This is a genomic window from Gillisia sp. CAL575 (assembly GCF_000403785.1).
Lineage (GTDB): Bacteria > Bacteroidota > Bacteroidia > Flavobacteriales > Flavobacteriaceae > Gillisia.
Genome location: NZ_APHJ01000039.1, coordinates 62,762 through 87,624 on the forward strand (window position 1 = coordinate 62,762; position 24,863 = coordinate 87,624).

Genomic DNA, 24,863 nt, shown 5'->3' on the forward strand with positions numbered 1-24,863 from the left:
TTAATTTCCTGGGTTTAATATGGGAACTTCTATTTTAAATTCGGTTCCTTTATTTTCTTCACTTAAAAAACTTATTTGTCCACCCATATTTACCAAATGGGTTCTAGATATATTTAAGCCAATACCAGTTCCCTGATCCAGCAAAGCATTTTCTGCTCTAAAATATCTCTCAAAAATATGTTTTTGATCTTTTTCAGGGATTCCCCGTCCTTCGTCTTTAATGTTGAAAAATATTTTACTATCTGTAAGTAAGACATCAAGTTTAATGCTAGTGTTTTCTGGGGAATACTTAATAGCATTTCCTAAAATATTTGAAAGCACTAATTCCAGGATCTTTTCATCCTGATAAAGTTGTTCGTCCTTTATGTCTTTTGGATATGAGATTTCCTGCCCATCCTTTAATGTAACGTTAGCATTATAAATAACTTCATTAATGAGCCTTTTAAGACTAAAAGTAGCATATTTATATTGGCCTTTCCCACTATCAAGTCTTTCTATAGATAAGAAATCGTTTAAAATGTTATTTAGATAATGCACCTTATTACGTATGGTACCCAAATGCTTTTCGCGCTTATCTTGTTGCTCATTTAGAGTGTGTTTTTCGGCTAAAGTTGCTGAAGTTAGTATACCACTTAATGGAGTTTTAAATTCATGAGACACCAATGAAAGGAATTTTGTCTTTAATTCACTAAGCTCTATCTCTTTTTGCAGGGCATCTTTAATTTTTTCTTCTGCAGCTTTTCTTCTCTTTGCCTCAGCTTGAAGATTCTTATTAAGTTCTTCTAATTTGCTAATGCTCTCACTAAGCTCTCCCGTTCTGGTTTTTATTTTCTCTTCTAAATGGGAATTAAGATCGTATATCTGGCGCTCGGTTTCCATTCTAACGCTAATATCTATGATAAGAGACATTACATATTCCTGTCCATCTTTCTTAAATGGATTTAGTCCTGCTTCTACTGGGAATAAGGAACCATCTTTTTTAATTCCATAAAGGACTCTACCATGACCCATTTGCCGCTTCTCACTATGCTCTATAAAATCCTCGAAATGGTGATGATGATTTTTATGGTATTTTTTAGGTATTAATAAGTTTAAGTGTTGATGGAGCAGCTCATCCTTTTCATATCCAAACATGTTTTCTGCAGCCAAATTTACTGCAACTATGTGTTGGGTACTATCAACTACAATAATCCCTTCTGAGGCTGCCTCAAAAAGAACATTGAAAATTTCACCTTTATCCTGAAATGTTTTCTGCAACTTTAATAGGTTTGTTTATAGTATATAAAGATAAAATCTTTTTAAGAAACATCCCGATAATAGTAAGATATTACTCATTTTCGTTAGGAGTATAATCTTCATAGAAATCTTCAAAAGTTTTATTCGTGGTGTAATCGTCGGTAAGGACTTTATATACTGTAAAAATCAAAAGTAGCTGACCAATACACATGAGAATAAATACTAAGGAAAAAGAGAATTCCAGAGCAGATACTACGGCTAGAAGAACCAAAACGAAACTTGTAATTATCAACAAGTTAATTCCTGTTATTTTCATTTTTAATATAAGATACTCATATTCAATATGATAGTATATTAAAATTTAGCTAAAAATAAGGTTCTTATATAAGTATTGGTAACAAGTTATTAAATAGGTTTTAATATTAGTAGCCAAGGTGCTTCTAATAAATTACTCATTTCGCAATTTGTAAGTTTAAGTAGATTTGTCGCATATTTAATAATGAAGTAGGTATAACTTCTTTTAGTTAAGATGACACGCTGTAGGATGCCAGAAGAGAATATTAATTAATAGGAATTAAGAGCTATTTCAACCATTTCACTCAGTTTATTTTCTCGCATCTCTGGAGAAATTTCATCTCCATTTACAAGCGAGTCTGAAATTGTGAGAATAGACAGGGCATTTACTCCATATTTTGCAGCGATGGTGTAAAGACCTGCTGTTTCCATTTCCACGCAAAGTACCCCGTAATTGGCCCATTTCTTATAAAATTCTGGATCGTCATCATAAAAAATATCTGAAGACAAAACATTCCCTGCTTTAAAGGCAATTCCTTTCGCGTTAATATGATTAACGGCTTTCATAAAAAGATTAAAACTTGCGGTTGGTGCGTAATCTGCACCGTCGAACCTAGACTGGTTTATAGAGGAAGTTGTAGATGCCGACATTGCTATAACCAGATCAAGTAATTTCATATCTGGCTGAAAGGCTCCTGCGCTTCCAACCCGAATAAGGTTTTTTACATCAAATTCAGTAATGAGTTCGTGAGCATATATCATTGCAGAAGGTATTCCCATTCCTGTTCCCTGTACAGAAACTCGTTTTCCTTGATAAAACCCTGTATAACCAAGCATTCCTCTAATATTATTGTAACAAATTATATCTATCAGAAAGCTTTCAGCAATCCATTTCGCTCTCAATGGATCTCCTGGTAACAATACCGTTTCAGCTATTTCTCCTTTTTTAGCTTCAATATGTAAACTCATTACTTTTAAAAATTTTAATTTTTTAGGTACTTGAACTTTTCATTTTAGCACATTAATAAACGTTCAACATGCTACATATTTATCTAGACTGTCATGGAAAATAGTTGGGTTTCTGGCTTATTTCTTTGTAATCGCATATCAAAAGCCATGCATACATTTCTAATAAACGGTTTTCCTTTTTCGTTAATTTTTAAAATATCACCATCGAATTCAATTAGTCCGTCATTTTGCATTTCCTTTAGAGAATTCTTCACTTGTGGCAATTCATCAATAAAGTCTGATAGCGTAGTCCAATTTGTTTTAAAACCGCACATCAGATTAAGAATATTTTTCCTTATTAATAAATCTTCTTCAGTAAGTTTATGGCCTCTATATACAGGAAAAACATTGTTTTCAATAAGATTTTGATATTCTTCTAGCCCCTTTACATTTTGAGCAAAGCCATACCAACTATCACTTATAGCTGAAACTCCTAAACCAATCATAACTTGAGTTTTTGAAGCAGAGTATCCCATAAAATTACGATGAAGAGTTCTGTTCTCGACCGCCTTATAAAGACCATCTGTTTTAAGAGCAAAATGATCCATTCCAATTTCTACATATCCCGACTCCAATAATAGTTTTTTTCCAACTTCGTATTGCTCACGTTTTTCTTCGGCTGTGGGAAGATCTTCTTTCTTATAGCCACGTTGGCCATTACCTTTGATCCATGGAACATGAGCATAACTATAAAAGGCAATACGATTAGGCATCAATTCTTTTGTGCGCTCAATTGTATTAATTATATGTTCTTTTGTTTGAAATGGAAGACCAAAAATGATATCATGACCTACTGAAGAAAACCCAGCTTCTCTGGCATTTTCTGTAGCATTTTTAACATTTGCAAATGGTTGAATCCTATGTATTGCCCGCTGAACTTTTTCATTATAATCCTGGACGCCATAACTAACTCTGGTAAATCCTAAGGATGATAAAAGTTTCAAATGTTCCTTAGTTGTATTATTTGGATGTCCTTCGAAACTTAAATCGATATTTTCAGCTTTTCGGGCGATTCTAAAAATACCATTCAGCAATAATTTTAAATTTTCCGCAGAAAAAAAAGTAGGTGTACCACCACCAAGATGAAGCTCTTTTATTACTGGTCGACCGTCAAGTAAGTCGCAATACAATTCCCACTCTTTAATCACAGATTTGATATAGGGAATTTCTACAGAATGCTTTTTGGTGATTCGTTTATTACACCCGCAAAAAGTACAGAGACTTTCACAAAATGGAAGATGAATGTAGATGCTTATTCCTTCTGAAGTATTACTTTCTTTAAAACTTCTTCTTAAAGTTTCCTTCCATGACTTTAGCGAGAAACTCTTATTATCCCAATATGGGACAGTTGGGTAACTGGTATATCTAGGACCTGCAACATTGTATTTGGAAATTAAATTTGAACTCATAATTATTCCTATTTAAGAGTTTCAAAAATAAAGAGGTATTAGGCTAGAAAATATGAGGATTGTCAGGTATTGTAAAGTTGAATTCTATTTTAGATTAGGTAAATTTTATCTTAGTTGGGATTAAAATTAGTTTGCAATTTATTATTGAATAGGTAAAAAAAATATTGTGAATATCTATTAGTAGGATACTCGTCTAAGCTTATTTTAAAATTTATATTTGGCATCCAAAAAATAAAGATATGAGCGCAACTTGGTATGAGTGTAAAGTAAAATACAGAAAAACACATGAGTCTGGAGAACAAAAACTTACAACAGAGACTTATTTATTAGATGCAATTTCGTTTACAGAGGCAGAGGCTAGAATTAATGAAGAGATGGCTGCTTATACTAGTGAAGAATTTTTAATCACAAATATAAAAGTAGCCAACTTATCTGAGGTGCATCCTTTTGAAAATTCCGATAGATGGTTTAAATCTAAAGTTTCCTTAATTGCCATAGATGAAAAGAGTGGTAAGGAGAAAAAAACAAATGTGTATATGTTGGTGCAGGCTAATGATGTAAAAGAGGCTTTTGAGAATACATCCCAAGCTATGGACAATACCATGGGAGAGTATTCCATTCCTGCTATTACAGAATCGCCAATCTTAGATGTTTTTCCATACTTCTCTGGAGAAGAAGAAAAATTAGAAAAATTTAATAATCCAGAAAAATCTGAAACTCCAGAAGAAAGCCTTGTTGAAGAAAAGGAACTTATGTAGTTTTAATTATAGGATTTTATTAATATAAAAAACACCTCTTATTTTTAAGAGGTGTTTTTTTTGTAGTATTAAGCGCTTGTTGCTCCTTGATTTTGATGAGTTTTTCTAAGTCTAGAAATATAAATGAGTAAAGGAAAGTTTTAGAGGGAAGTCCATTTAAAAATTAAAAAGAATTATGTTACTCTAAATTTTGCAGTTCATTTAATTTTAGGATCTTAATATTTCTACCTTCTATCTCAATAATTCCTTTCTTCTTAAAATCGGACAAGGTTCGGATAAGACTTTCTGGAGCTATCCCTGCTACACTGGCAAGATCACTCCGGGATATTTTTATTTCTCCCAAGGGTCCTTTATCTAGTACTTCTGCAAATTGAAGAATGGTTTGGGCAGTCTTTTTGCTAACAGAACTGTAGGCCATTTGTAGTAAATGATCTTTAATATCCGAAAGATTATCGGTTAGAATATTCATTAGTTCCAGAGATAAATCACAGTTTTCGGACAGTAATTCTTTTAAAATTTGTTTGTTAACTCCTGCCAGATCTCTATCCTCTACTACCGTAGCAGATTCTTGATATGGATTATTATCTATAAAGGAAGTGAGCCCCATGAAATCCTCGGGTTTTTGAATAGAAGTAATAAGCTTCTTACCATTTTGATCCATTTTATGGGTTTTAACCAGGCCTTTAAGTATCAGAAATATTTTATTAGCCCGATCCCCTTCTTTGTATATGGTTTCCCCTTTTAAATGATGCGAGAAATCTCCATGATCGTCGAAATATTTCTTGAGATCCTCAATGTTTTTATATGGCTCATGTTGCGGTAAGCTTATAATATTGTTTAGGATATGAACTTTAGCCATTCTGCTCTTTATGGCACTTAGTAATTCTTCTTCGTCAAAAGGTTTAATAATATAATCATCTGCTCCAAAGTCCATTCCTAGACGAATTTCTTTATGATTAGTTTTAGCCGACAAAAATATAAATGGAATATGACGTGTATGGTCATTTGAGGAAAATTCCTTTAAAACGTTGAAACCATCTTTTTCTGGCATTAAGATGTCACAAATAATAATATCTGGATTGCTTTCTCTGGCTAGTCTAATTCCTTCTGAACAGTTAGCAGCTGTTATTACTTCAAAATTTTCCAATGCTAATAACTTGGCTGTGTTTTCACGCAAAGCGGCATCATCTTCTACAATGAGTATTCTTTTCATAGTTTCACTAAATTAGATGCAAAAGGAATTTTTAATGTAAAACTGCTGCCAACATTTTCCTTATTTTTAAAGTATATTGTTTCTACATTTTTACTTAAAACACCTCCATGCTTATACCAAAATCGCGAAAAAACAAATTGTGCATTGATAAATTTTATGCAGGAAGAAAATGAGTTTATATGTTTAAAAATAAGCTATTTAAGGTACAAAAAATGGATTTAATATTAAAGCTTCCATCACTATTTTACAAAAACCTGAAATTGTTGTACTATGCCAATGCCGCTATTGATAATATGGTAAGAAAAGAAGAATTAATTTCCTGAACAAATAGCCTTTCGGCGAATTGGGAATGGCTTAGACATGAAGGAAATTCTGCGAGTTTATATGCAATTCAAATTGCAGATCAATATAAAGTGTTGTTACACTTAGATTGGAAAAAAGGAGTTGTGGTTCTTGTGGGATCAAGAATAATCGTTGTGGACAGAGCACAAAATAAAGAAGCAGGAATCTACGATTCCCGCTTTTTTAGAGGACTAATAACACTTACGTAACCATTGCAGATATTCGGTTTATTTTCCCTATAAATCTTGAAAACCCACGATTAAACTGTGCTTGTTTAGCCCCCTATTTTTAGCCTTCCTGGTTGATATATTAATAAAAATTTAGAAGAAACTTAAATTCAATATAAAAAAACTTATGGACGGCCCCACCCGTCCATAAGTTCCTAATTCTAAAACCTACCCCTAAACTTTAGAATTCTGACTCAAAATTTATTTTCCAATCTCAATTGAAATTGTACATTAACAGTATAAATCAAAAAATAAAAACTCATTTAATATCCCTAAATATCTTTTATTGTTTTACCAATGAAAATCAAGCTATTAATATAAATTCAACGAACAGTATGCTAGTTCACCTCTTTTCTTCATGATCAATAAGACATAAATCGTAACTAAATTATTTTTTACAATGAAGTAAATTCTTTTTTTAAGGTTGTTTTTATATTTTAATAAAGCCTCCAAAACTCACTAATTACATAATATTAAAGAAGGTAGCCTAAATTAGGAGCATTACTACCCTACAAGCATGCTTTTTCATCTTAGTTAATAGGACTGTCACTAGAGAGTTTATGTTGAGACCTGTATCAATGAACTTTTAATTCTTTTAAGTGGTAGCAAAGTAATCTTACAGGTACTATGTAAGTATGACATTTATCATGCTTTGCTACTTACTTTTAATTTTTAAAGCTAGGATTTAATTGGAATTCTGCTTTATTCATCAATTGTGAACCATTTTTGAAATGGGGAATCAGGTTGCTAAAAGGAAATTCAGAAAAAAGCAAATCATCTAGAAAATTGTAAAACTGTTAATGTAAAAATGAATTGCGTTAATAATTAGGATATTTTGGATTAAAATTTGCTTTTGAGATTAAGTAATCAATTAACAAAGGAGGACCTATGGATGTAATAATGTGATTGAAGTGAAAAACAAAATTATTAACTTTTAATCATTGAATTAGCCAAGGAAGCTGAATCTTTAAAGATTCAGCTTTTTTATTGGACTAAATCCTAATTTTAGGAAATAATCCTATTTATAATAAAATATGTTTACTTTTATAGCTTCAGAATTTATGAAATGAAAGATAAATTATTTGCGGTTATAGATGTAGAAACTACGGGTGGCGGAATCAGTGGAAATAGACTTACCGAAGTTTGCATTGTTCTCTTAAAAGGTGGAGAAATTCAAGATAAATACACAAGTCTTATAAATCCTGAAAAACACATTCCTGTTCAGATCACAGCACTTACCGGAATCAATAATGAAATGGTGGAGAATGCCCCAAAGTTTCATGAGGTAGCTAAAGAGATCGAAGATTTTATGAGAGATGCGATCTTTGTAGCGCATAATGTGAATTTCGATTATAATGTACTTCGCAATGAATTTAAGCAACTTGGCTTCGAATTTAATCGTAAAAAATTGTGCACGGTGCGCCTTTCCAGAAAACTCATTCCCGGACTACAATCTTATAGTTTAGGCAGATTGTGTGATTCTATAAATATCCCGCTTACAAATAGGCATAGGGCAGAAGGAGATACAGATGCAACTGTGATATTATTTCAGCGCTTATTATCTTTAGATACAGATGGGCAAATCTTTAATTCTTTTTTACATGCACATTCTAAGCAAGCTACTTTGCCACCACATCTTTCTGCAGAAGAAATTCATGAATTGCCAGAAGAACCGGGTATCTATTTATTCAAGGATAAGCAACAGAAAGTGATTTATGCTGGTAAAGCAATCAATATCAAAAAACGTGTGTTATCACATTTCTACGATAAGATGTCTAAAGAATATCACTTAGGGCAGGAAACATACCATGTAGATCATGAAACTACTGGGAATGAATTGATGGCCTTACTTTTGGAAGCCGAATATATTAGGAAACACTATCCAAAATTTAATAGGGCTCAGAAAAATCCAGGAACTACTTATCAGATAATTAGTTATATAAATCAGCGCGGAATAATTCAGCTTGGAATAGGGAAAACTAAAAGAATACAAGATTCTATTGGGACCTATTATAACAGGGCTTTAGCGACTGAAAAGCTGGAGTTATTATGTGAAAAATTTAAGCTGTGCCCAAGGTATTGTACTCTACAAAGCAGTACAGAAAAATGCTCACATTACAAGCTAAAGAATTGTGAAGGGGTTTGTGATGGGACGGAAGCTGTAGTAGAATATAATTTAAAAGTTACGGAAGCTATAAACAGCCTAGGCGATGAAAAACCTACATATGTGATCCGGGAAAAAGGAAGACACTTTGAAGAGGATGCTTTTATTTTAGTAAAAGAAGGAAGATACCAAGGTTATGGTTTCTTAGACTCTGCAGTTCAAATAGCCTCTATTGAAGATTATGAGCCTTTTCTGAAACTCCAAGAATCCACTTTTCATACCCATAAAATATTAAATAGTTATTTGAGAAAGCATGGCGAAAAGAACCTGTTTTATTTTGAAGAGGAGGTATTTGCTTAAAAGAATATAACGAATGGCCAGTTTTTCGTCATGCTGAACCTGCCCGACAAATCCATTCAGGCGGGCTTGTTTCAGCATCCCAGTAAAGCTGGTAGAGACCCTGAAATAAATCCCGGGTGTGTAGAGGGTCAAGTGCCTTGCTAAAAAAAACGGATATACATTAAAACAGCACTTCCTAAATTACTTTTGTCGTGCCGAGAATATTTTAAGGTGAAGATGTGTTGCCATTTTTCTTGCATTGTATTTCGCTCTTTCAGCTATTTCTCCTTCAAAATTTTCATCAATAGTTTCAAACCAAAGATTCAACCAAACACCAAAACTCATCTCATCGATCTCATTATTATTTTCTGTATCTACTTTAATATGGGCTTTTGCAGGTCTTCCGGAATATGTGGAAACAAAGAATAAACCACTTTCCCAGAAATTGGTGATCTTATTTATATGAGAATCCCAATCCTTAATATTAGTATGAAAAAAATGACCTATATCTTTATTTATTTTAATTTTCTCATAGAATAGAGATACCAATAAAAAAATGTCTTCTCTATTAGTAATGTCTTTTCTCATTTAAAAGGAATTGATAATTGCAAAAATGGTAAATATAATACTACTAAGATGTCTTTGATTCTATTCATTTCGTTTCCACCACTCTGAAGTTGGAATTGCTTCACCCACCGTAACAGCCTCCCCGATAATTGGTGTTGTAATAGATACATTTTTCGCAATCGCTTCAGCAGTAACCCGCTCTATTGGATCTGTCCAACTATGTAGACCTAATTTAAAAGAACCCCAGTGAATTGGCAATAAGATTTTGCCATTTACATCTTGAGTTGCTAATACAGTTTCTTCCGGCATCATGTGGATAAGAGGCCATTGAGCATCGTATTGTCCACATTCCATAATCGCTAGATCAAAGGGACCATATTTGTCTCCTATTTCTTTAAAATGAGTATCGTATCCTGAGTCTCCACTAAAATAGATATTATCTTTTTGCCCTTTGATTACCCAAGAACTCCATTGTGTATTAAATCTATCTGTAATTCCGCGACCAGAAAAATGACGTGAGGGAGTCGCAGTTAATTGAAGTCCGTCAAACGAAATTGTTTCCCACCAGTCCATTTCAGTGATCTTTTCTTCTGCAACACCCCATGAAATGAGATGGGCACCTACGCCTAAAGGAACATAGAAATGCGCTACCTTATCTTTTATTGTTTTGATTGAACCATAATCTAAATGATCGTAGTGATCGTGAGATATTATAACTACATCTAAATTTGGGATATTTTCTATCGCTAAAGGTAGCGTGTCATTAAAACGTTTACTTCCTAGCAAAGGATGAGGTGCAGGAACTTCACCAAGCATTGGGTCAAGAAAGATTTTTTTGCCATCCAATTCTAATAACAGAGCTGAATGACCAAACCAGGTAATTTTTGTTGTGGAGTCTGAAGTTTTAGAGATAGTTTCTGAAGAAATTTTATTTACTGGTATACTCCAATCTGGAACCTTATTTCCATCTGTAAAATATTCACTTAGAGTTTTTACATAATTCATATCACCAGATACATCTGTTTCAGATAAATTTTGAAACTTTCCATCTTTGTAATTCTCTGAAGCTTTTATTTTGACTAATCGTTCCCCTTGACTTTTAGAGCCAAATTCAGGAGATGTATTTATGAAAATTACCGCGATTAATACGATCATTCCAATAATGGAGACCAATATTCCTATTACCATTTTAATTATTTTAAAGAATGTTCGCATGAATAAATATTAATATGTCATTAGAGTTCGATGGAGGGATAGATTATTAATAATTCAAAAAATTAATACCTGTGAGTTTTTCAGACTCTTCCCATAATCTCTTTGCAACAAGGACATCATAAGCTTTAGGTTCAGCTTTAGCGGTTCCAGGATCACCATTCATTTCCATAAATCCTTGCGGTCCATAGTAGTCGCCTCCGGCAACATTATTACCCAAGCTTGCCATTAGAGTTGGTTTCGCTGCATTTTTGGGAGAATGGGTAACTAAGAGTAAAAAAGGTGTTAGTAAAAAGTTGGCTAGTTTTGGTAAATGTCTGGCTAATTCTGTATTAGAAGCACCAGGATGAGCAGCTACAGAAATCGTTTTAGATTTATTGTTGGCCTCTAATCTTCTTTGCAATTCCTTGGAAAAAATAAGACAAGCTAATTTACTCTGTCCATAAGCACCAAATTTCAAATATTTCCTTTCACTTTGCATATCCTTAAAGTTGATGGAAGCATTTTTATGTGCAATGGAGCTAAGAGAGATGATTCTTGAGTTTTCAGTATTTGTAATAACATCGATTAGTAACCCAGTTAATAGAAAGTGACCAAAATAATTTGCAGCCATTTGTAACTCAAGCCCATCTTTTGTTTGTTGGTATGGTGGCATCATCACCCCGGCATTGTTAATTAAGAGATCCAAACTATCATATTTAGCGAGAAAGGTTTTCGCGAAATTGCGAACAGAACTCAGTTCGCTTAGGTCAATTTTTATTATATCTAATTGAGCATCTGGCACTTGCTTTAGAATTTCCTCCTTGGCTATTTCTGCCTTTTCAATATTACGGCAAGCCATTACTATTTTTATCTTTTTTCTTGCTAGTTCGATTGCGGTTTGAAGACCTAATCCTGCGTTGGCACCTGTAACAATTGCTATTTTTCCTTTTTGATAAGGAATTTCCTCAAGGTTTAGGTTGGACATATCTTTTTTATTTAAATGTAAGTACTTATTTATCTGCTATTGAATATAAGATTTCCTAATTTTAAAAGAAAAAACCTCGAAGAATTTGAATTTCTTCGAGGTTTTTTCTTTTACAGTGTATCTACTTAATCTGTGATATTGATCTTAGCCGTCATAGAACTATGAAATTGACAATTATAAAATAAGGTGTCAGGGGCATCTGCTGGAACGGTAAAAGTTACGGTTCCTTGCTCTGCACCATTATTGCTTACTCCATTGTTGTAGGTATTCCCATTAGTATTTCCTTGTACAGTTTTAATGAAGAAGGGATGCCCTGAAGCATTTACAACAAATTCATAAGTTACTCCACGTTTTAAAGTAAGTTCAGGATTTTCTGTATTAGAAAAACTTCCTCCATTAAAAACATATGCTGAAGCTCCTCTATTAGTTACATTAAAAGAAGTCGCAGAAGCATTTTCACCTTCATTAGAACCAATATTACCTTGAGCCACCAAAGTTCCTAATTCTTCTGCACTAAGATGAATATTTACATAGCCATCGTAAACTAAAATATCATCATAGGTAAATGCAGCTCCATCATCAAATGCTGCGATATTGGTTTTTCCAACACCAGTATCACCTTTTACAGGATTTAAAGTAACTACAATATCTCCACCTTCTTCAGCGGTATTCATATGGATATGTCCAGGATACATAGCTCCTGCAGTCGTGTTATTTAATATTACAACGGACAAAGCTTCGCCATTCTTTCTCTTGGAAAAAGTAATATCTCCACTAATAGCTTCAAAAGCAACGCTTCCTAATTCGTAAGATTTAGTATCTCCTGTTAATTCATTTTGTCCTACATCGCCTTGTGCAACCAGAGTGCCTAATTGATCTGCGCTAAGATGAATATTTACATACCCATCGTAATTTAAAATAGCATCATAATTAAATGCAGATCCATTATCGAAAGCAGCAATATTGGTTTTTCCAATACCAGTATCACCATTTACAGGATTTAAAGAAACTGCAATATCTCCACCTTCCGCAGCAGTATTCATGTGGATATGTCCAGGATACATAGCTCCTGCAGTCGTGTTATTTAAAGTTACTATGGCCAAAGCCTCGCCACTTTTTCTTTTGGAAAAAGTAACATTACCACTAATATCTTCAAAAGCAACGCTTTCTAATTCGTAAGCTTTAGTCTCTCCTGTTAATTCATTTTGCCCTATATCGCCTTGTGCAACCAGAGTGCCAAGATCGTCTGGACTCAAATGAACATTTACATATCCATCAAAATTTAAAAATTCAGAATAAGAAATAGTTGTACCATTATCCAAAGCGGTGAAATTAGTAGAACTTTTTCCGGTGCTTCCATCTACTGCATCTAAACTAACAGCAATATCTCCGCCCTCAGCAGCTGTATTGAAATGCACATGAGCAGGATAAGTACCGCTACTTGCAGTATTTTGTAGATTCAAATCTAATTGAATAGAATTATCAGTGAATTCTGTAACTGTTACAGTTCCTGAAATGTTTGGGTTTGAAACAGAAGCTAGGTTGTAGGATTTTGTATTTGCCGTAGCAGTAGGTCCATCTACAATTAGTTCCTGCATAGCATCATCGTCGTTACTACAATTCACAAATAATAATGTTGAAATAAATAGTAAGCTAAAGAGTTTGATTTTTTTCATTTTGATAGGTTTAGTTGTATATCTTCATATACGAGAAAAAAGAGGAAGTGGTTTAAAATTCAAATAAATAGAATTTCATTTTAAAATGTAAATTTGCCTATTTTGCTCCAAAAGAATTCCATCTAGACGAAGTCAGATAAATTATGAATAAGTTTTCTCTAAGGATTTTTTTATTAAATGTAATATAAAATGCGAATTGCAATTCCCTCCCTTTTTCTTCTATTGAGCTTTTTATTGATTGGTTGTAATGTACAAAAGATCAAGGATGTTCCATATTTACAAACTACTTTAAAGAGTACTTCTCAGCCAAGTCTAAATATAATCACTCCCAAAAAATCCAATTCAGAAAATAACCCTGTCCTTATATTTGTTCATGGCGGAAACTGGAATAGTGGTAATAAGGAATTGTATAATTTCTATGGGAAAAATTTCGCTAAGAAAGGAATCACCACTGTTGTTGTAGGCTATACCTTAAGTCCTAAAGCAGACTATAAAGAAATGACCACTCAAATAGCCGAAGCAATTAAATGGACCCAACAAAATATTTCGAAATACAAAGGAGATCCAAAGAAATTGTTTTTAACTGGACATTCGGCTGGAGGACATTTGGTTGCTTTAGCTTCGATGGATCCTCAATTTGGAATAGATGCCGCGACGATTTCTGGTATAATTTTAAATGATGCTGCTGGTCTGGATATGCACCACTATCTAAAACAATATCCTCCAACAGCTACAGACAATTATCTTAGCACTTGGAGCAATGATCCAGAAGTATGGAAAAAGGCTTCTCCAATCTTTTATGTGTCTGAAAATACTCCAGAAATCATGATGTATGTTGGTGAGAAAACCTATCCCTCAATTACGGTTGCAAACAAGAGGTTTTTGGAAGCTATAAAACCATTTCAACCAGATCTGAAACCAATACTTTTAAACAAAAAGCATATTCCAATGATGACCCAATTTATCTGGCCTTGGAATAACAGGTATCAGGAAATGATAAGGTTTATGAATGACAATTAACAATTAACAATAAGCAATTATCCCAAACTTATTTAGGGTAATTATATATTGATGTCATTATTTTTCTGCTCCTTTGCTTTATTTACAATAGCTTTTAAACGCTCTTTATGAGTCTCTTTTTCTTTACGAAGTTTGTTTTTCTTCCTATTTAAAAGCTTTGTATGCTTTGCTTTATTTTGAGTATTCTTCTGAGCTCCTTTTTTGGCCATTTGTAAATAAATTGAAAAGGATAAATATACCTATAACTTTTTTTGTTTTCTAAACCTGAAACCTCAAACCTCAAACCTCACACCTCAAACCTGAAGCCTGAAACCTGAAACCTCAAACCTCACATCTCAAACCTGAAGCCTGAAACCTGAAACCTGAAACTTCAAACCTTAATCAATTTTACCCAACAACTTCCAAGCTGCTATATCCTTGTCCGTTTCTGGTAAGTTTTATCTGAGTTGCTATTCTTTCTTTTAAAGAATCTACGTGGCTAATTATTCCTATGGTCTTAGAAGATTCTGCTTGTAATCGTTCCAAGGTATCTAAAGTCTGATCTAAAGTTTCTGGATCTAGCGTACCAAAACCTTCGTCTATAAAAAGGCTATTTATCTCTACATTCTTAGATGCCAGATCACTCAATGCCAATGCAAGGGAAAGACTTAAAATAAAGGTCTCTCCGCCAGAAAGAGTTTTTACAGAACGGCGTTGTCCACCCATATGCTGATCTATGGACACTAATCCGTCATCCTCATTGGCTGCTGGTTTATCAATTAGATACCTATCAGTCAGGTCCTTTAATCTAATATTTGCTAAATGTAGTAATTGAGATAAAGTAAGATCTTGCGCGAAATCGTTGAATTTCTTACCTGTTGCATCACCTATCAATTCATTTAACAAAGTCCAACGCTTTGTTTTTTTCTCTTTTTCGGCAATGTTAAGTTTTATAGATTGTAGTTTTAATAATGAATCTTCATGATTCTTTAGGACACGATCCAATTCTTTACATTCCTCTTGAATTAAGCTTAATTGTTGCTGTTTTTCGTTTAATTCTTGCTGAAGCAGCTCTGAAGTTGCTGCTACATCTCTATTTTTTAATTGCTCTAATTGGGTAGAGATAACTTTTAAGGTAGTAGTTGCCGATGCTATTTCGGTACGTAAGGAATCCCGCTCTGTTCTTAGGTCATTAAAAATTCTATCACTTAATAAAGCTGCAATTGCTTCGGGAATAGAGGAGAAACCTTTTTCTAAAAGCTCTTTTAAAAGATGAGGTTTTAATTCTTCGAGTTTGGCTTTAAAATCCAATCTTTTAGCCTCTGTCACCTTGAATACTTCAGTTAAATGCTCTTTTTGTTGATTTAATTGGATCCATTTATTCTCTAATTCCCGACAATCTGCATGGATATTTGTTCCTGTATATAGTTTACTTAACTGTTGTTTTAACTTATTACCCTCATTGAGAATTTCCTGCATCGCTTTAAGAATCGGAAATCCGCTTTCTATCTTTTGAAAATTGATAAGTTCCTTTTCGTAAGCTTCCAGATATTCTAGTTGCTCTTCAAAAAATGTGATCTTAGTATTCCAATCTACTTTTTCATCTATTTTGTAGTTTGAAAAAGTTGCAGTGAATAGCTCTTTTTTAGACTCTATTTTCTCTTCCAGTTCATGGATTTCAGCATCTAAAACTTTTAATCTTGAAGTTGCCAAATTCAACTCAGAATTTGAGGTTGCCAATTCTTTTGTAAAGGCCATTAAACTACTTTTAGCTTCATCTATCTGTTTTTGAAGCTGATCGTTATCTTTGGGAAGATGTTTTGCATAAGGATGATGCTGCGCTCCACAAAGCGGACAAGGATCGTTGTCAATAAGTTTATTGCGATAATCTTCCAATTGAGCCCGCATCAATAAATTATCTTTCTGAAGTTCTAGAATCTGAAGATTTTTTGTTTCAGCTAAAAATTGATTATTTAATAGCGCTATTTTGTTCGGCAAGTCTTTGGCAATAGAGTGTAGTTTTGCCTTTTCTTTTAATTTATCTGCGTGGGAAGAAAGATACTGCTGCAATTCTAATTTGAAATTTTTAGCTTCCCGGGTTTCTTCTAGGCTCTTTCTAAGAGTTGCTCTTTCCTTAATTAAATCTATAAGCTGAAAATCTTTCAGTTTAGATTTGAGATCTTCAATTATCTGTGTTGAACTTTGTTTTAATCTATTAAGTTTTTGAAGGTCTTCTTCTGGCTTATCTGAAATCACAAATTCAACTTCCTTCAATTCTACTCGAAGTAGTTGTTGTAAGTTTTTCCATTCCGATCCTTTTTTGGTTCGTTCCTCTAGTATAGCGCCAATTTGCGTGCTAAACTGCTCTAAGCCCGATGCAACCTCAGTAGAGGAAAGTGTTTTTTTAGTAAAATTCTGAATATTCGTAAGCTGTGTAGAAAGATCCTCTATATTTTTTTCTTTTTTCTTCTGAAGCAATTCTAGTTCCTTATCTAAAGAAGATGTTTCGGTAGACCATGTTTTCCAATTTCTTAGATCTTCTGAAACAGAAATAAGTTTTTCATGTTGCGATAATTGCAAACCTTTTAAAGTATCAAAAGATTTTAATGTTTGTGAAGCTTGATTTAGCTGAAGCTGAGTTTTATCTACAGCTGAGGTTTGAGATAGTATTTCATTCTTTAGTTTTAGTTGCTCTTCTTTAAGTTTGACTTCTTTAACTAAGGGTTCACAAAAACTATTTTTCTCCTGAAAATCCTTTATAAAGTTCTCTTGATTTTCCGGACTTAATAATTCCTCTTCAATTCGTTTAATATTTAAAAGCTGCTCTTTAATATCTGCATTACTAGCTCTAAACTTTTCAAAAGCTTTAATTCCTAGTTTTCTGTAGATACCGGTGCCGGTTATCTTCTCTAATAATTCCCCTCTTTCATCTTTTTTCGCTCTAAGAAATTGGGCGAAATCTCCCTGCGCTAGGACCACAGATTTTATAAACTGATTGTAATTAAGGCCAATTAGATCTTCATTTTTACCCGGTACATCAGACTTCTTTAAGTCTAAAATAGATGCATCTTCTAAGGAAGAAATTTCCATTTCATATTCCCTTAATTTTTCATTTCTATTGGTAGAAATACTCCATTGTGAGCTAAAGATTCCATGTTTACATTCGTAGGTAACTTTTGCATAAGCTTCTTTCTGATTTCGAGTAAGAATAGCGCCTTTATTTAAAATCTCCGATCTTGAAATTTTACCTAATCTAGGGACCTGATTAAAGAGAGCCAAAGAAATAACATCCAGTAAAGTAGATTTGCCACTACCCGTAGGACCAGTTATTGCAAAAAGCGAACTTTCTGTAAAAGGAGAACAAGTAAAGTCTATTTGATGTTCCCCTCGAAGGGAATTAATGTTTTGAAATTCTATTTTTAAGATCTTCATGTTCTAAAGTTCGTTAGGAGTTTCTTGCTGTTGTAAGTCTTCCATTAATTCATCGAAAGCACCTAAAATCTCCCTACTTATATCTGATTCGTATTCGTGATTTGCTAATAATTCTAAAAACACCTCTCTTGGTTTTAAATCCTCTAATTGAGGTGTACCTGCATATAATTTGCTGGCACCAGATAGTTTGTTTTTAAAGTTCACCCTGCTTTTTACAATTTCAAATCCTGGGCTATTAAAATTTTGGATCAGCTTATCAAGTTCATATAATTTTGTAGCATCATATTGCTCTTCAATCATTTCTAATTCTATCAAGTTATTCAGAGAAGAATTGTTTATTAACTGTGAGAGTTTAGTTTGAAGATCATTAAGATCTCCTGTTAGCTTCAGCAATTTTCTAAAAACAGGAACAGGCAAACTTTCTGGGATCCAAGATTTTTCTGTGTCCAGAATCAAAACTCGTTTGTCATCCTTTCTTTCGCTAAAAGATAGTGGAATAGGGGAGCCGCTATAGTAAGTTGGAACTTGTCCGTTAACTTTTTGTGGTTTATGGATATGGCCTAAAGCAATATAGTTGAAGAAATCACCAAATTGGGAAGCCTGGAATGCAGCTTGATTTCCGATCTGAATGTCACGTTCACTTTCAGATGTTTCTACTCCCGCAGCATATAAATGTCCCATGGCCAAAGCCGGAATATTTGGGAATTGCGTTTTACATATTTCAGCAGCGCTTAGGAAGGTGTTTTGAATTCCCATTCTTATTGCCTCCAATCTATCTTCGTAAGTATTTCCATCTGCAGCAGATCGCAAGTCTGCATCCCGTAAGTACGGAATCGCGGCCACTACTAGTTCTATTTCACCTAACTTTCCTGTGATAGGAATTATGCACTCTTCAATATTCTCCCTTAAACTACCCACCACGTGCATTTCTAGCTCCCGAAGAATTTCACCCGGGGCATCCAACATTGCCGGGGAATCATGATTGCCACCAGTTAAAATGATCTTACAATCTAGATTCCTTAATTTTAATAAGGCTTTATAATATTGCTTTCTGGCATCAGAAGAGGGATTGGCAAGATCAAAAACATCTCCAGAGATCAATAGCAGTTCAATTTTATTCTTTTGAATGCAAGTACACAACCAATCTATAAAAAGATAGAAATCTGGATATAAGTCATGTTTATGGAGCTTTTTACCGATATGCCAATCGGCAGTATGGAGTATTTTCATTTTAAAAGTGCATTATTTTATATGTGGAAAATCATCCTTTATTTGAATTTTGAAAATACAATTTCTCCTGAACCGAACCAATTAAAGACATATTCTTTTTAAAAAAATGTTTACAACCTACACTCCTATTTTTTATAACTACATACAGCAGCGAGGTGTGATTACAACAGTCTTTTATAATAGTCATATCTTTAATTTAATAAAATAAGGCCTATACTCTAAACCTAATTTAGAAGCTTATTTAAAGAAATTCTTAGTTTCTATTGAACTAAACATTAATTATGCTAAGGGATTGATCATATTGAAATATATTAGTAGATAATTTGAATGTTAGATTAATTTTAAATTCATATTATTCAAAAAAAACCTCAAAAATTATCAAATCCACAAGCATATTGCATATCTGTTTTTAATAGTTAATCTCTACATAAATAATTTGCTTTAGCGCTTAAATTACTCTGAAAAATGGTAGTTTTAGACTGTAATAAAAAACATTTCGAATTTTATATTTATGGAAATTAAGAGAAATTATGTAATAGATTTTGATAGTACTTTTACTCAAGTAGAAGCCTTGGATATTCTTGGAGAGATCTCCCTGAGTGGCGATAAAAACAAAGATAAAAAACTGGAAGAATTAAAATCTCTTACAGACCGCGGAATGGAAGGTGGCTTATCTTTTAGAGAATCCCTAGTTCAGCGATTAGAATTATTGAATGCTAAAAAAGAACATCTAGAACCATTAATAGAAACTTTAAAAACCAAAATTTCCACCTCTTTTGTTAGGAACGAAGCTTTTTTTGAAGAAAACAAAGATGATATTTATATTATTTCTAATGGTTTCAAAGAGTTTATAATTCCTATAGTAAAAGAACTTGGACTTAAAGCTGATCATGTTTTTGCAAACGATTTTGTTTTTGATGATGCAGGTAATATTATAAGTTTTAATAAGGATAATGTCCTTTCTTCTAATAATGGTAAGGTAGAGCAGTTAAAATCTATGGACCTTCAAGGAGATGTGTATGTAATTGGTGATGGATATACAGATTATGAAATTAAGGCTGCCGGCTTAGCAAATAAATTCTATGCATTTACAGAAAATGTAGAACGAGATAGTGTTTTGCAAAAAGCCGATCATATTACACCTAGTCTAGATGAATTCTTATATATGCATAAAATGAATAAAGCTATTTCTTATCCAAAAAACAGAATTAAAGTAATGCTTTTGGAAAATATTCATCCAGATGCTTTAAATATGTTAAAGAGCGAAGGTTATAATGTTTCCCTTTATACCGGGGCGATGGACGAGGAGGAATTATCTGAAAAGATAAAGGATGTATCTGTTATAGGAATACGTTCTAAAACCCAACTCACCAAAAAAGTGCTAGCCAACGCAAATCGATTGATTGCAGTGGGAGCTTTTTGTATTGGAACCAATCAGATAGATCTTGAAGCATGCCTGGAAAAAGGTGTCGCAGTTTTTAATGCACCTTATAGTAATACAAGATCTGTAGTAGAATTGGCAATAGGTGAAATTATTCTCTTAATGCGGAACCTTCCAGATAAGATCTCTAAAATGCATGAAGGAAACTGGGATAAATCTGCAAGTAATAGTTTTGAAATTCGCGGAAAGAAATTAGGAATTGTTGGATATGGAAATATAGGTTCTCAACTTTCTATTCTTGCTGAAGCCATTGGTTTTGACGTTTATTATTACGATCTGGTGGAGAAATTAGCTTTAGGTAACGCGACTAAATGCGGTAGTTTGGAAGAATTACTGAAGAAGTCTGATATAATTAGCCTTCATGTAGATGGAAGGAAAGAAAATAAAGACCTAATTTCTGAAAAACAATTTCAACAAATGAAGGATGGCGTGATCTTGCTGAATTTAAGCAGAGGTCATGTTGTGGAGATAGACGCACTTCAGCAATACATAAAATCTGGGAAAGTAAGGGGAGCAGGAATAGATGTTTTTCCTGAAGAGCCAAAAACCAATAATGATACTTTTGAATCACCCTTAAGGAATTTACCAAATGTGATTCTAACTCCGCACATTGGAGGGAGCACAGAGGAAGCTCAGGTGAATATCGGTAATTTTGTTCCGGGGAAAATAATAGATTATATTAACACAGGAGGAACAACCAACTCTGTGAATTTCCCCAATCTACAATTACCAATTTTAGAGAATGCCCATAGATTGATTCATATTCACTTAAATAGACCTGGAATCATTGCTAAAATCAACAAGATTTTGGCAACACATGATATCAATATTGTTGGGCAATATCTTAAAACCAACGAGACAATTGGATATGTAATTACAGATATTGATAAGGCTTATAATACTGAAGTCATTAAGGAATTAAAACAAATAGAGCACACTATAAAATTCAGAATTTTATATTAATTAAAGAATAAATCGGGATAAAGAATTGGATTAAGAGTTTCAAAAATAGTTCCGTAAATTAAATGATAAGCTTGTTATACTACTATATTAATTAAATCAATTAGAAATGGATCACCCAGCTGAATTTCAAATAAAAAAATTATTGCACCAGCAAACTTATCTCTCTAATGGGGAATTGATATTGTGGAAAGGCAAGGTGGATGAAGTGTACTCCACAATTTCATCTACAGACGAATATAAGCCCACTTTACTAGGGAGCGTCCCGCACATGGACGAGGCTACTGCACTGGAGGTGTTAAATTCGGCTTGTAATGCCTATGGTAAGGGACAGGGGACCTGGCCCACAATGAAGGTAGCTGATAGGATTGAATGTATGGAAAAGTTTGTGTCCCTCATGAAGCCTAAACGTTCTGAAGTTGTAAAACTGTTGATGTGGGAAATAGGAAAATCATTACCTGATTCTGAAAAAGAATTTGATAGAACCATAGAATATATAAACGATACAATTGAGGACTATAAGCAATTGGATAGAAATAGTGCTAAGTTTTCTAAACGCGATGGGGTAAATGCACATATCCGACGAGGACCTCTGGGAGTCGTACTTTGCCTGGGACCTTATAATTATCCGTTAAACGAAACCTTTGCTTTATTAATTCCCGCTTTAATTATGGGGAACACTGTTATTTTTAAACCCGCAAAGCTCGGGGTTTTACTAATTTCTCCATTGTTAGAGGCATTTAAGGAAAGCTTTCCAAAAGGGGCTGTAAATGTAATTTATGGAAGAGGTAGGGAAGTGGCTGCACCTATCATGAAATCTGGAAGAATAGATGTATTGGCTTTAATAGGAAACAGCAAATCGGCCATCGCATTGCAGGATCAGCATCCATATAAAAACAGGTTGAGACTGGTGTTGGGATTGGAAGCGAAAAACCCTGCTATAATATTGCCGGATGCAGATTTGAACCTTACCATAGATGAATGTATTTCCGGTACCTTATCCTTTAATGGCCAGCGTTGTACTGCCTTAAAGATTATTTATATCCATGAAGATATCCGGGAAGAATTCAATAAGCGTTTTGCTGCTCGTGTAGATGCTTTAAAATTAGGAAATCCATGGGAAGAGGGCGTGAAACTTACACCCTTGCCAGAGCCGGATAAACCACAATATATACAAGAACTTATTAAAGATGCTCAGGAAAAGGGTGCTTCCATCTTGAATAAAAAAGGAGGTGAGGTTACCGATAATTTTATTTTTCCTGCGGTTTTATTCCCGGTAACCGAAGAGATGAGAGTGTATAAGGAAGAGCAATTTGGACCTGTTATTCCTATAAAACCATTTAACGATATTCAGGAATTATTAAATGAAATTTCAAATTCCAATTACGGACAACAGATAAGTTTATTTGGCAGTGATATTAACGAATTAGCTCCGCTTATTGACACCCTTGTCAATCTAGTATGCCGTGTAAATTTAAACAGTTCCTGCCAGCGTGGTCCGGATGTTTTTCCATTTACCGGGAGGAAGGATTCAGCTGTGGGGACTTTAAGCGTGCATGATGCATTACGCTCTTTTTCCATTCGAACTTTTGTGGCATCCAAGGATAATGCCTATAATAATGAGATATTGAAAAAATTGCTGGAATCCAAAACCTCAAATTTTGTGAGCACAGATTATATTTTATAAATAAGAATTCTTATTCTTAAAATTAGTTAGATTTTATTTCAATTTATAATCTTAATCCTTGTACATATTAAATTTAATATAGTGTATATCTGCAATTATACTAGTAACTATTTTTAGCTAAAACACTGGGATTATTCGGTATGTTGAACTGTTTCAGCTTCCAGATAAAACTATGGGAGACTCTTCACGCTCCCGAGGTCTAAATTCCGGGTGTTGTGAGTCTGAGTTATCTTACTGGAGGTGAGATGTATATACTTCGTAATATTAATATAAACCTGAACAGGTATAGTTATTTTGATGTTGGAGTTTATCGGTGTTATTCAACTAAAAAGCCTTAATTTTGCAGCCTAATTTAAGATTTAAGTCGATATGGGCAATATAGTAGCCATTGTGGGAAGACCAAACGTAGGTAAATCCACTTTTTTTAACCGATTAATTCAACGCCGTGAGGCTATTGTAGATTCGGTAAGTGGGGTAACCCGAGATCGTCATTATGGAAAATCCGACTGGAATGGTCAAGTATTCTCCCTTATTGATACTGGTGGATACGTGAAAGGTAGTGATGATGTTTTTGAATCTGAGATAGATAAGCAAGTAATACTTGCTATAGAAGAGGCAGATGCTATCATTTTTATGGTAGACGTTGAATCTGGAATTACTGGAATGGATGAGGATGTGGCAAATTTGCTTAGAAGGCAAGATAAGCCAGTATTATTAGCTGTTAATAAAGTTGATAATTCTAAAAGGCTGGAAAATGCAGTAGAATTCTATAATCTAGGATTAGGTGAATTATATCCAATTGCTAGTACAAGTGGGAGTGGAACCGGAGAATTATTAGATGCATTAATTGAAATGCTTCCAGAAGTGGAAGATGAGGAAGAGTCTGAATTGCCGCGTTTTGCTGTGGTAGGAAGACCAAATGCAGGAAAATCTTCTTTTATAAATGCATTGATCGGGGAGGAGAGATATATAGTAACAGACGTTGCGGGAACTACTAGAGATTCTATTGATACAAAGTATAACAGATACGGATTCGAATTTAATTTGGTAGATACTGCCGGAATTAGAAGAAAATCTAAAGTAAAAGAAGATCTGGAATTTTATTCTGTTATGAGATCTGTTAGAGCCATAGAAAACTGTGATGTATGTCTTATTGTTTTAGATGCAACTAGAGGTTTTGATGGTCAGGTTCAAAATATTTTTTGGCTTGCACAGCGTAACAGAAAAGGGATTGTGATCTTGGTTAACAAATGGGATTTGGTTGAAGATAAAGAAACCAATACCATGAAGGACTACGAGCGAAAAATTAGAAGCGAAATGGAGCCTTTTACAGATGTGCCAATTGTTTTTATTTCGGTATTAACTAAGCAAAGAATCTTTAAAGCCATAGAAACTGCTGTTGAGGTATTTAAAAATAGAAGTAAGAAAATTAAAACTAGCGAGCTTAACGAGCGCATGTTGCCAATCATTGAAAGTTATCCTCCACCGGCATGGAAAGGAAAATATGTAAAGATCAAGTTCTGTATGCAATTGCCTACTCCACAACCTCAGTTTGCATTTTTCTGTAATCTTCCACAATATGTGAGAGATCCTTATAAACGTTATTTAGAAAATAAACTAAGAGAAGAGTACGACTTTAAAGGAGTACCGGTATCTGTATATTTTAGAAAGAAGTAACTTTTTCTAAAAACTAAATTCAATTAAAAAAATCCCAAGAGAATTTATTCTCTTGGGATTTTTTATGTTTTATTGTTATGAAAAT

18 protein-coding genes are annotated in these 24,863 nt (G+C 33.7%); 6 read left to right on the plus strand and 12 right to left on the minus strand.

Features of this window, described 5'->3' with window-relative positions; translation table 11 throughout:
- From I130_RS12810 to hemN, 4 genes are all read right to left on the minus strand, one after another.
- The gene (locus I130_RS12810) at positions 1–1,257 is read right to left on the minus strand and encodes a PAS domain-containing sensor histidine kinase (protein WP_034923870.1); all 1,257 of its coding nucleotides are present in this window, start codon (positions 1,255–1,257) and stop codon (positions 1–3) included.
- Between the two features lie 70 nt (positions 1,258–1,327).
- Positions 1,328–1,552 carry a hypothetical protein gene (locus I130_RS12815; protein ID WP_034923873.1) on the minus strand — a complete coding sequence of 75 codons (225 nt, stop codon included), beginning with the start codon at positions 1,550–1,552 and terminating at the stop codon, positions 1,328–1,330.
- Positions 1,553–1,800: 248 nt separating this feature from the next.
- Positions 1,801–2,499 (minus strand): purine-nucleoside phosphorylase, encoded by a 699-nt coding sequence (gene deoD, locus I130_RS12820; RefSeq protein ID WP_034923875.1) that lies wholly within the window; start codon positions 2,497–2,499, stop codon positions 1,801–1,803.
- 83 nt (positions 2,500–2,582) lie between these two features.
- Positions 2,583–3,947: an oxygen-independent coproporphyrinogen III oxidase gene (hemN, locus tag I130_RS12825; protein ID WP_034923878.1), complete on the minus strand. Its 1,365-nt coding sequence runs from the start codon at positions 3,945–3,947 to the stop codon at positions 2,583–2,585.
- 239 nt (positions 3,948–4,186) lie between these two features.
- On the opposite strand from hemN, the gene I130_RS12830 reads away from it, so the two are divergent.
- Positions 4,187–4,705 carry a DUF4494 domain-containing protein gene (locus tag I130_RS12830; protein WP_034923881.1) on the plus strand — a complete coding sequence of 173 codons (519 nt, stop codon included), beginning with the start codon at positions 4,187–4,189 and terminating at the stop codon, positions 4,703–4,705.
- Positions 4,706–4,883: 178 nt separating this feature from the next.
- Here the strand turns inward: I130_RS12830 and I130_RS12835 are convergent, their stop codons facing one another.
- Complete coding sequence (locus I130_RS12835) at positions 4,884–5,918, minus strand: response regulator (protein WP_034923883.1); 1,035 nt, start codon at positions 5,916–5,918, stop codon at positions 4,884–4,886.
- 1,635 nt (positions 5,919–7,553) lie between these two features.
- Here I130_RS12835 and I130_RS12840 point away from each other — a divergent pair.
- Positions 7,554–8,951, plus strand: coding sequence for an exonuclease domain-containing protein (locus tag I130_RS12840; RefSeq protein ID WP_034923885.1), 1,398 nt, complete (start codon positions 7,554–7,556; stop codon positions 8,949–8,951).
- Positions 8,952–9,131: 180 nt separating this feature from the next.
- Here I130_RS12840 and I130_RS12845 read toward each other — a convergent pair whose 3' ends face one another.
- The 4 genes from I130_RS12845 to I130_RS16825 all read right to left on the minus strand — a co-directional run bounded on the left by I130_RS12845 (position 9,132) and on the right by I130_RS16825 (position 13,352).
- The gene (locus I130_RS12845; protein WP_034923888.1) at positions 9,132–9,518 is read right to left on the minus strand and encodes a group III truncated hemoglobin; all 387 of its coding nucleotides are present in this window, start codon (positions 9,516–9,518) and stop codon (positions 9,132–9,134) included.
- 60 nt (positions 9,519–9,578) lie between these two features.
- Positions 9,579–10,685, minus strand: a complete 1,107-nt coding sequence (locus I130_RS12850; RefSeq protein ID WP_034923891.1) for an MBL fold metallo-hydrolase — start codon at positions 10,683–10,685, stop codon at positions 9,579–9,581.
- 73 nt (positions 10,686–10,758) lie between these two features.
- Positions 10,759–11,676, minus strand: coding sequence for an oxidoreductase (locus I130_RS12855; protein WP_034923894.1), 918 nt, complete (start codon positions 11,674–11,676; stop codon positions 10,759–10,761).
- A 125-nt stretch (positions 11,677–11,801) separates the two neighbouring features.
- Positions 11,802–13,352 carry a hypothetical protein gene (locus I130_RS16825; protein ID WP_034923896.1) on the minus strand — a complete coding sequence of 517 codons (1,551 nt, stop codon included), beginning with the start codon at positions 13,350–13,352 and terminating at the stop codon, positions 11,802–11,804.
- 189 nt (positions 13,353–13,541) lie between these two features.
- On the opposite strand from I130_RS16825, the gene I130_RS12865 reads away from it, so the two are divergent.
- Positions 13,542–14,372, plus strand: coding sequence for an alpha/beta hydrolase (locus I130_RS12865; RefSeq protein ID WP_034923899.1), 831 nt, complete (start codon positions 13,542–13,544; stop codon positions 14,370–14,372).
- A 41-nt stretch (positions 14,373–14,413) separates the two neighbouring features.
- On the opposite strand, the gene I130_RS16720 is transcribed toward I130_RS12865, so the two are convergent.
- The 3 genes from I130_RS16720 to sbcD all read right to left on the minus strand — a co-directional run bounded on the left by I130_RS16720 (position 14,414) and on the right by sbcD (position 19,013).
- A complete protein-coding gene (locus I130_RS16720; protein ID WP_198012056.1) occupies positions 14,414–14,581 on the minus strand; it encodes a hypothetical protein in 168 nt (55 codons plus the stop codon).
- A gap of 178 nt (positions 14,582–14,759) precedes the next feature.
- Positions 14,760–17,783 carry an SbcC/MukB-like Walker B domain-containing protein gene (locus I130_RS12870; RefSeq protein ID WP_034923902.1) on the minus strand — a complete coding sequence of 1,008 codons (3,024 nt, stop codon included), beginning with the start codon at positions 17,781–17,783 and terminating at the stop codon, positions 14,760–14,762.
- A gap of 3 nt (positions 17,784–17,786) precedes the next feature.
- On the minus strand, positions 17,787–19,013 hold the full coding sequence (sbcD, locus tag I130_RS12875) for an exonuclease subunit SbcD (protein ID WP_034923904.1): 1,227 nt from the start codon (positions 19,011–19,013) through the stop codon (positions 17,787–17,789).
- A 511-nt stretch (positions 19,014–19,524) separates the two neighbouring features.
- Here sbcD and serA point away from each other — a divergent pair.
- The 3 genes from serA to der all read left to right on the plus strand — a co-directional run bounded on the left by serA (position 19,525) and on the right by der (position 24,778).
- The gene (serA, locus tag I130_RS12880) at positions 19,525–21,417 is read left to right on the plus strand and encodes a phosphoglycerate dehydrogenase (RefSeq protein ID WP_034923907.1); all 1,893 of its coding nucleotides are present in this window, start codon (positions 19,525–19,527) and stop codon (positions 21,415–21,417) included.
- Positions 21,418–21,523: 106 nt separating this feature from the next.
- Positions 21,524–23,101 carry an NADP-dependent glyceraldehyde-3-phosphate dehydrogenase gene (locus I130_RS12885; RefSeq protein WP_034923910.1) on the plus strand — a complete coding sequence of 526 codons (1,578 nt, stop codon included), beginning with the start codon at positions 21,524–21,526 and terminating at the stop codon, positions 23,099–23,101.
- 369 nt (positions 23,102–23,470) lie between these two features.
- A complete protein-coding gene (der, locus tag I130_RS12890; RefSeq protein ID WP_034923912.1) occupies positions 23,471–24,778 on the plus strand; it encodes a ribosome biogenesis GTPase Der in 1,308 nt (435 codons plus the stop codon).
- Positions 24,779–24,863: the final 85 nt, after the last annotated feature.

What these genes read in the sequence shown, in the direction of transcription:
- I130_RS12815 (WP_034923873.1), bottom strand. Translation starts at nt 1,552, where the DNA reads ATGAAAATAACAGGAATTAACTTGTTGATAATTACAAGTTTCGTTTTG.
- deoD (WP_034923875.1), bottom strand. Translation starts at nt 2,499, where the DNA reads ATGAGTTTACATATTGAAGCTAAAAAAGGAGAAATAGCTGAAACGGTA.
- hemN (WP_034923878.1), bottom strand. Translation starts at nt 3,947, where the DNA reads ATGAGTTCAAATTTAATTTCCAAATACAATGTTGCAGGTCCTAGATAT.
- I130_RS12830 (WP_034923881.1), top strand. Translation starts at nt 4,187, where the DNA reads ATGAGCGCAACTTGGTATGAGTGTAAAGTAAAATACAGAAAAACACAT.
- I130_RS12835 (WP_034923883.1), bottom strand. Translation starts at nt 5,918, where the DNA reads ATGAAAAGAATACTCATTGTAGAAGATGATGCCGCTTTGCGTGAAAAC.
- I130_RS12840 (WP_034923885.1), top strand. Translation starts at nt 7,554, where the DNA reads ATGAAAGATAAATTATTTGCGGTTATAGATGTAGAAACTACGGGTGGC.
- I130_RS12845 (WP_034923888.1), bottom strand. Translation starts at nt 9,518, where the DNA reads ATGAGAAAAGACATTACTAATAGAGAAGACATTTTTTTATTGGTATCT.
- I130_RS12850 (WP_034923891.1), bottom strand. Translation starts at nt 10,685, where the DNA reads ATGGTAATAGGAATATTGGTCTCCATTATTGGAATGATCGTATTAATC.
- I130_RS12855 (WP_034923894.1), bottom strand. Translation starts at nt 11,676, where the DNA reads ATGTCCAACCTAAACCTTGAGGAAATTCCTTATCAAAAAGGAAAAATA.
- I130_RS16825 (WP_034923896.1), bottom strand. Translation starts at nt 13,352, where the DNA reads ATGAAAAAAATCAAACTCTTTAGCTTACTATTTATTTCAACATTATTA.
- I130_RS12865 (WP_034923899.1), top strand. Translation starts at nt 13,542, where the DNA reads ATGCGAATTGCAATTCCCTCCCTTTTTCTTCTATTGAGCTTTTTATTG.
- I130_RS16720 (WP_198012056.1), bottom strand. Translation starts at nt 14,581, where the DNA reads ATGGCCAAAAAAGGAGCTCAGAAGAATACTCAAAATAAAGCAAAGCAT.
- I130_RS12870 (WP_034923902.1), bottom strand. Translation starts at nt 17,783, where the DNA reads ATGAAGATCTTAAAAATAGAATTTCAAAACATTAATTCCCTTCGAGGG.
- sbcD (WP_034923904.1), bottom strand. Translation starts at nt 19,013, where the DNA reads ATGAAAATACTCCATACTGCCGATTGGCATATCGGTAAAAAGCTCCAT.
- serA (WP_034923907.1), top strand. Translation starts at nt 19,525, where the DNA reads ATGGAAATTAAGAGAAATTATGTAATAGATTTTGATAGTACTTTTACT.
- I130_RS12885 (WP_034923910.1), top strand. Translation starts at nt 21,524, where the DNA reads ATGGATCACCCAGCTGAATTTCAAATAAAAAAATTATTGCACCAGCAA.
- der (WP_034923912.1), top strand. Translation starts at nt 23,471, where the DNA reads ATGGGCAATATAGTAGCCATTGTGGGAAGACCAAACGTAGGTAAATCC.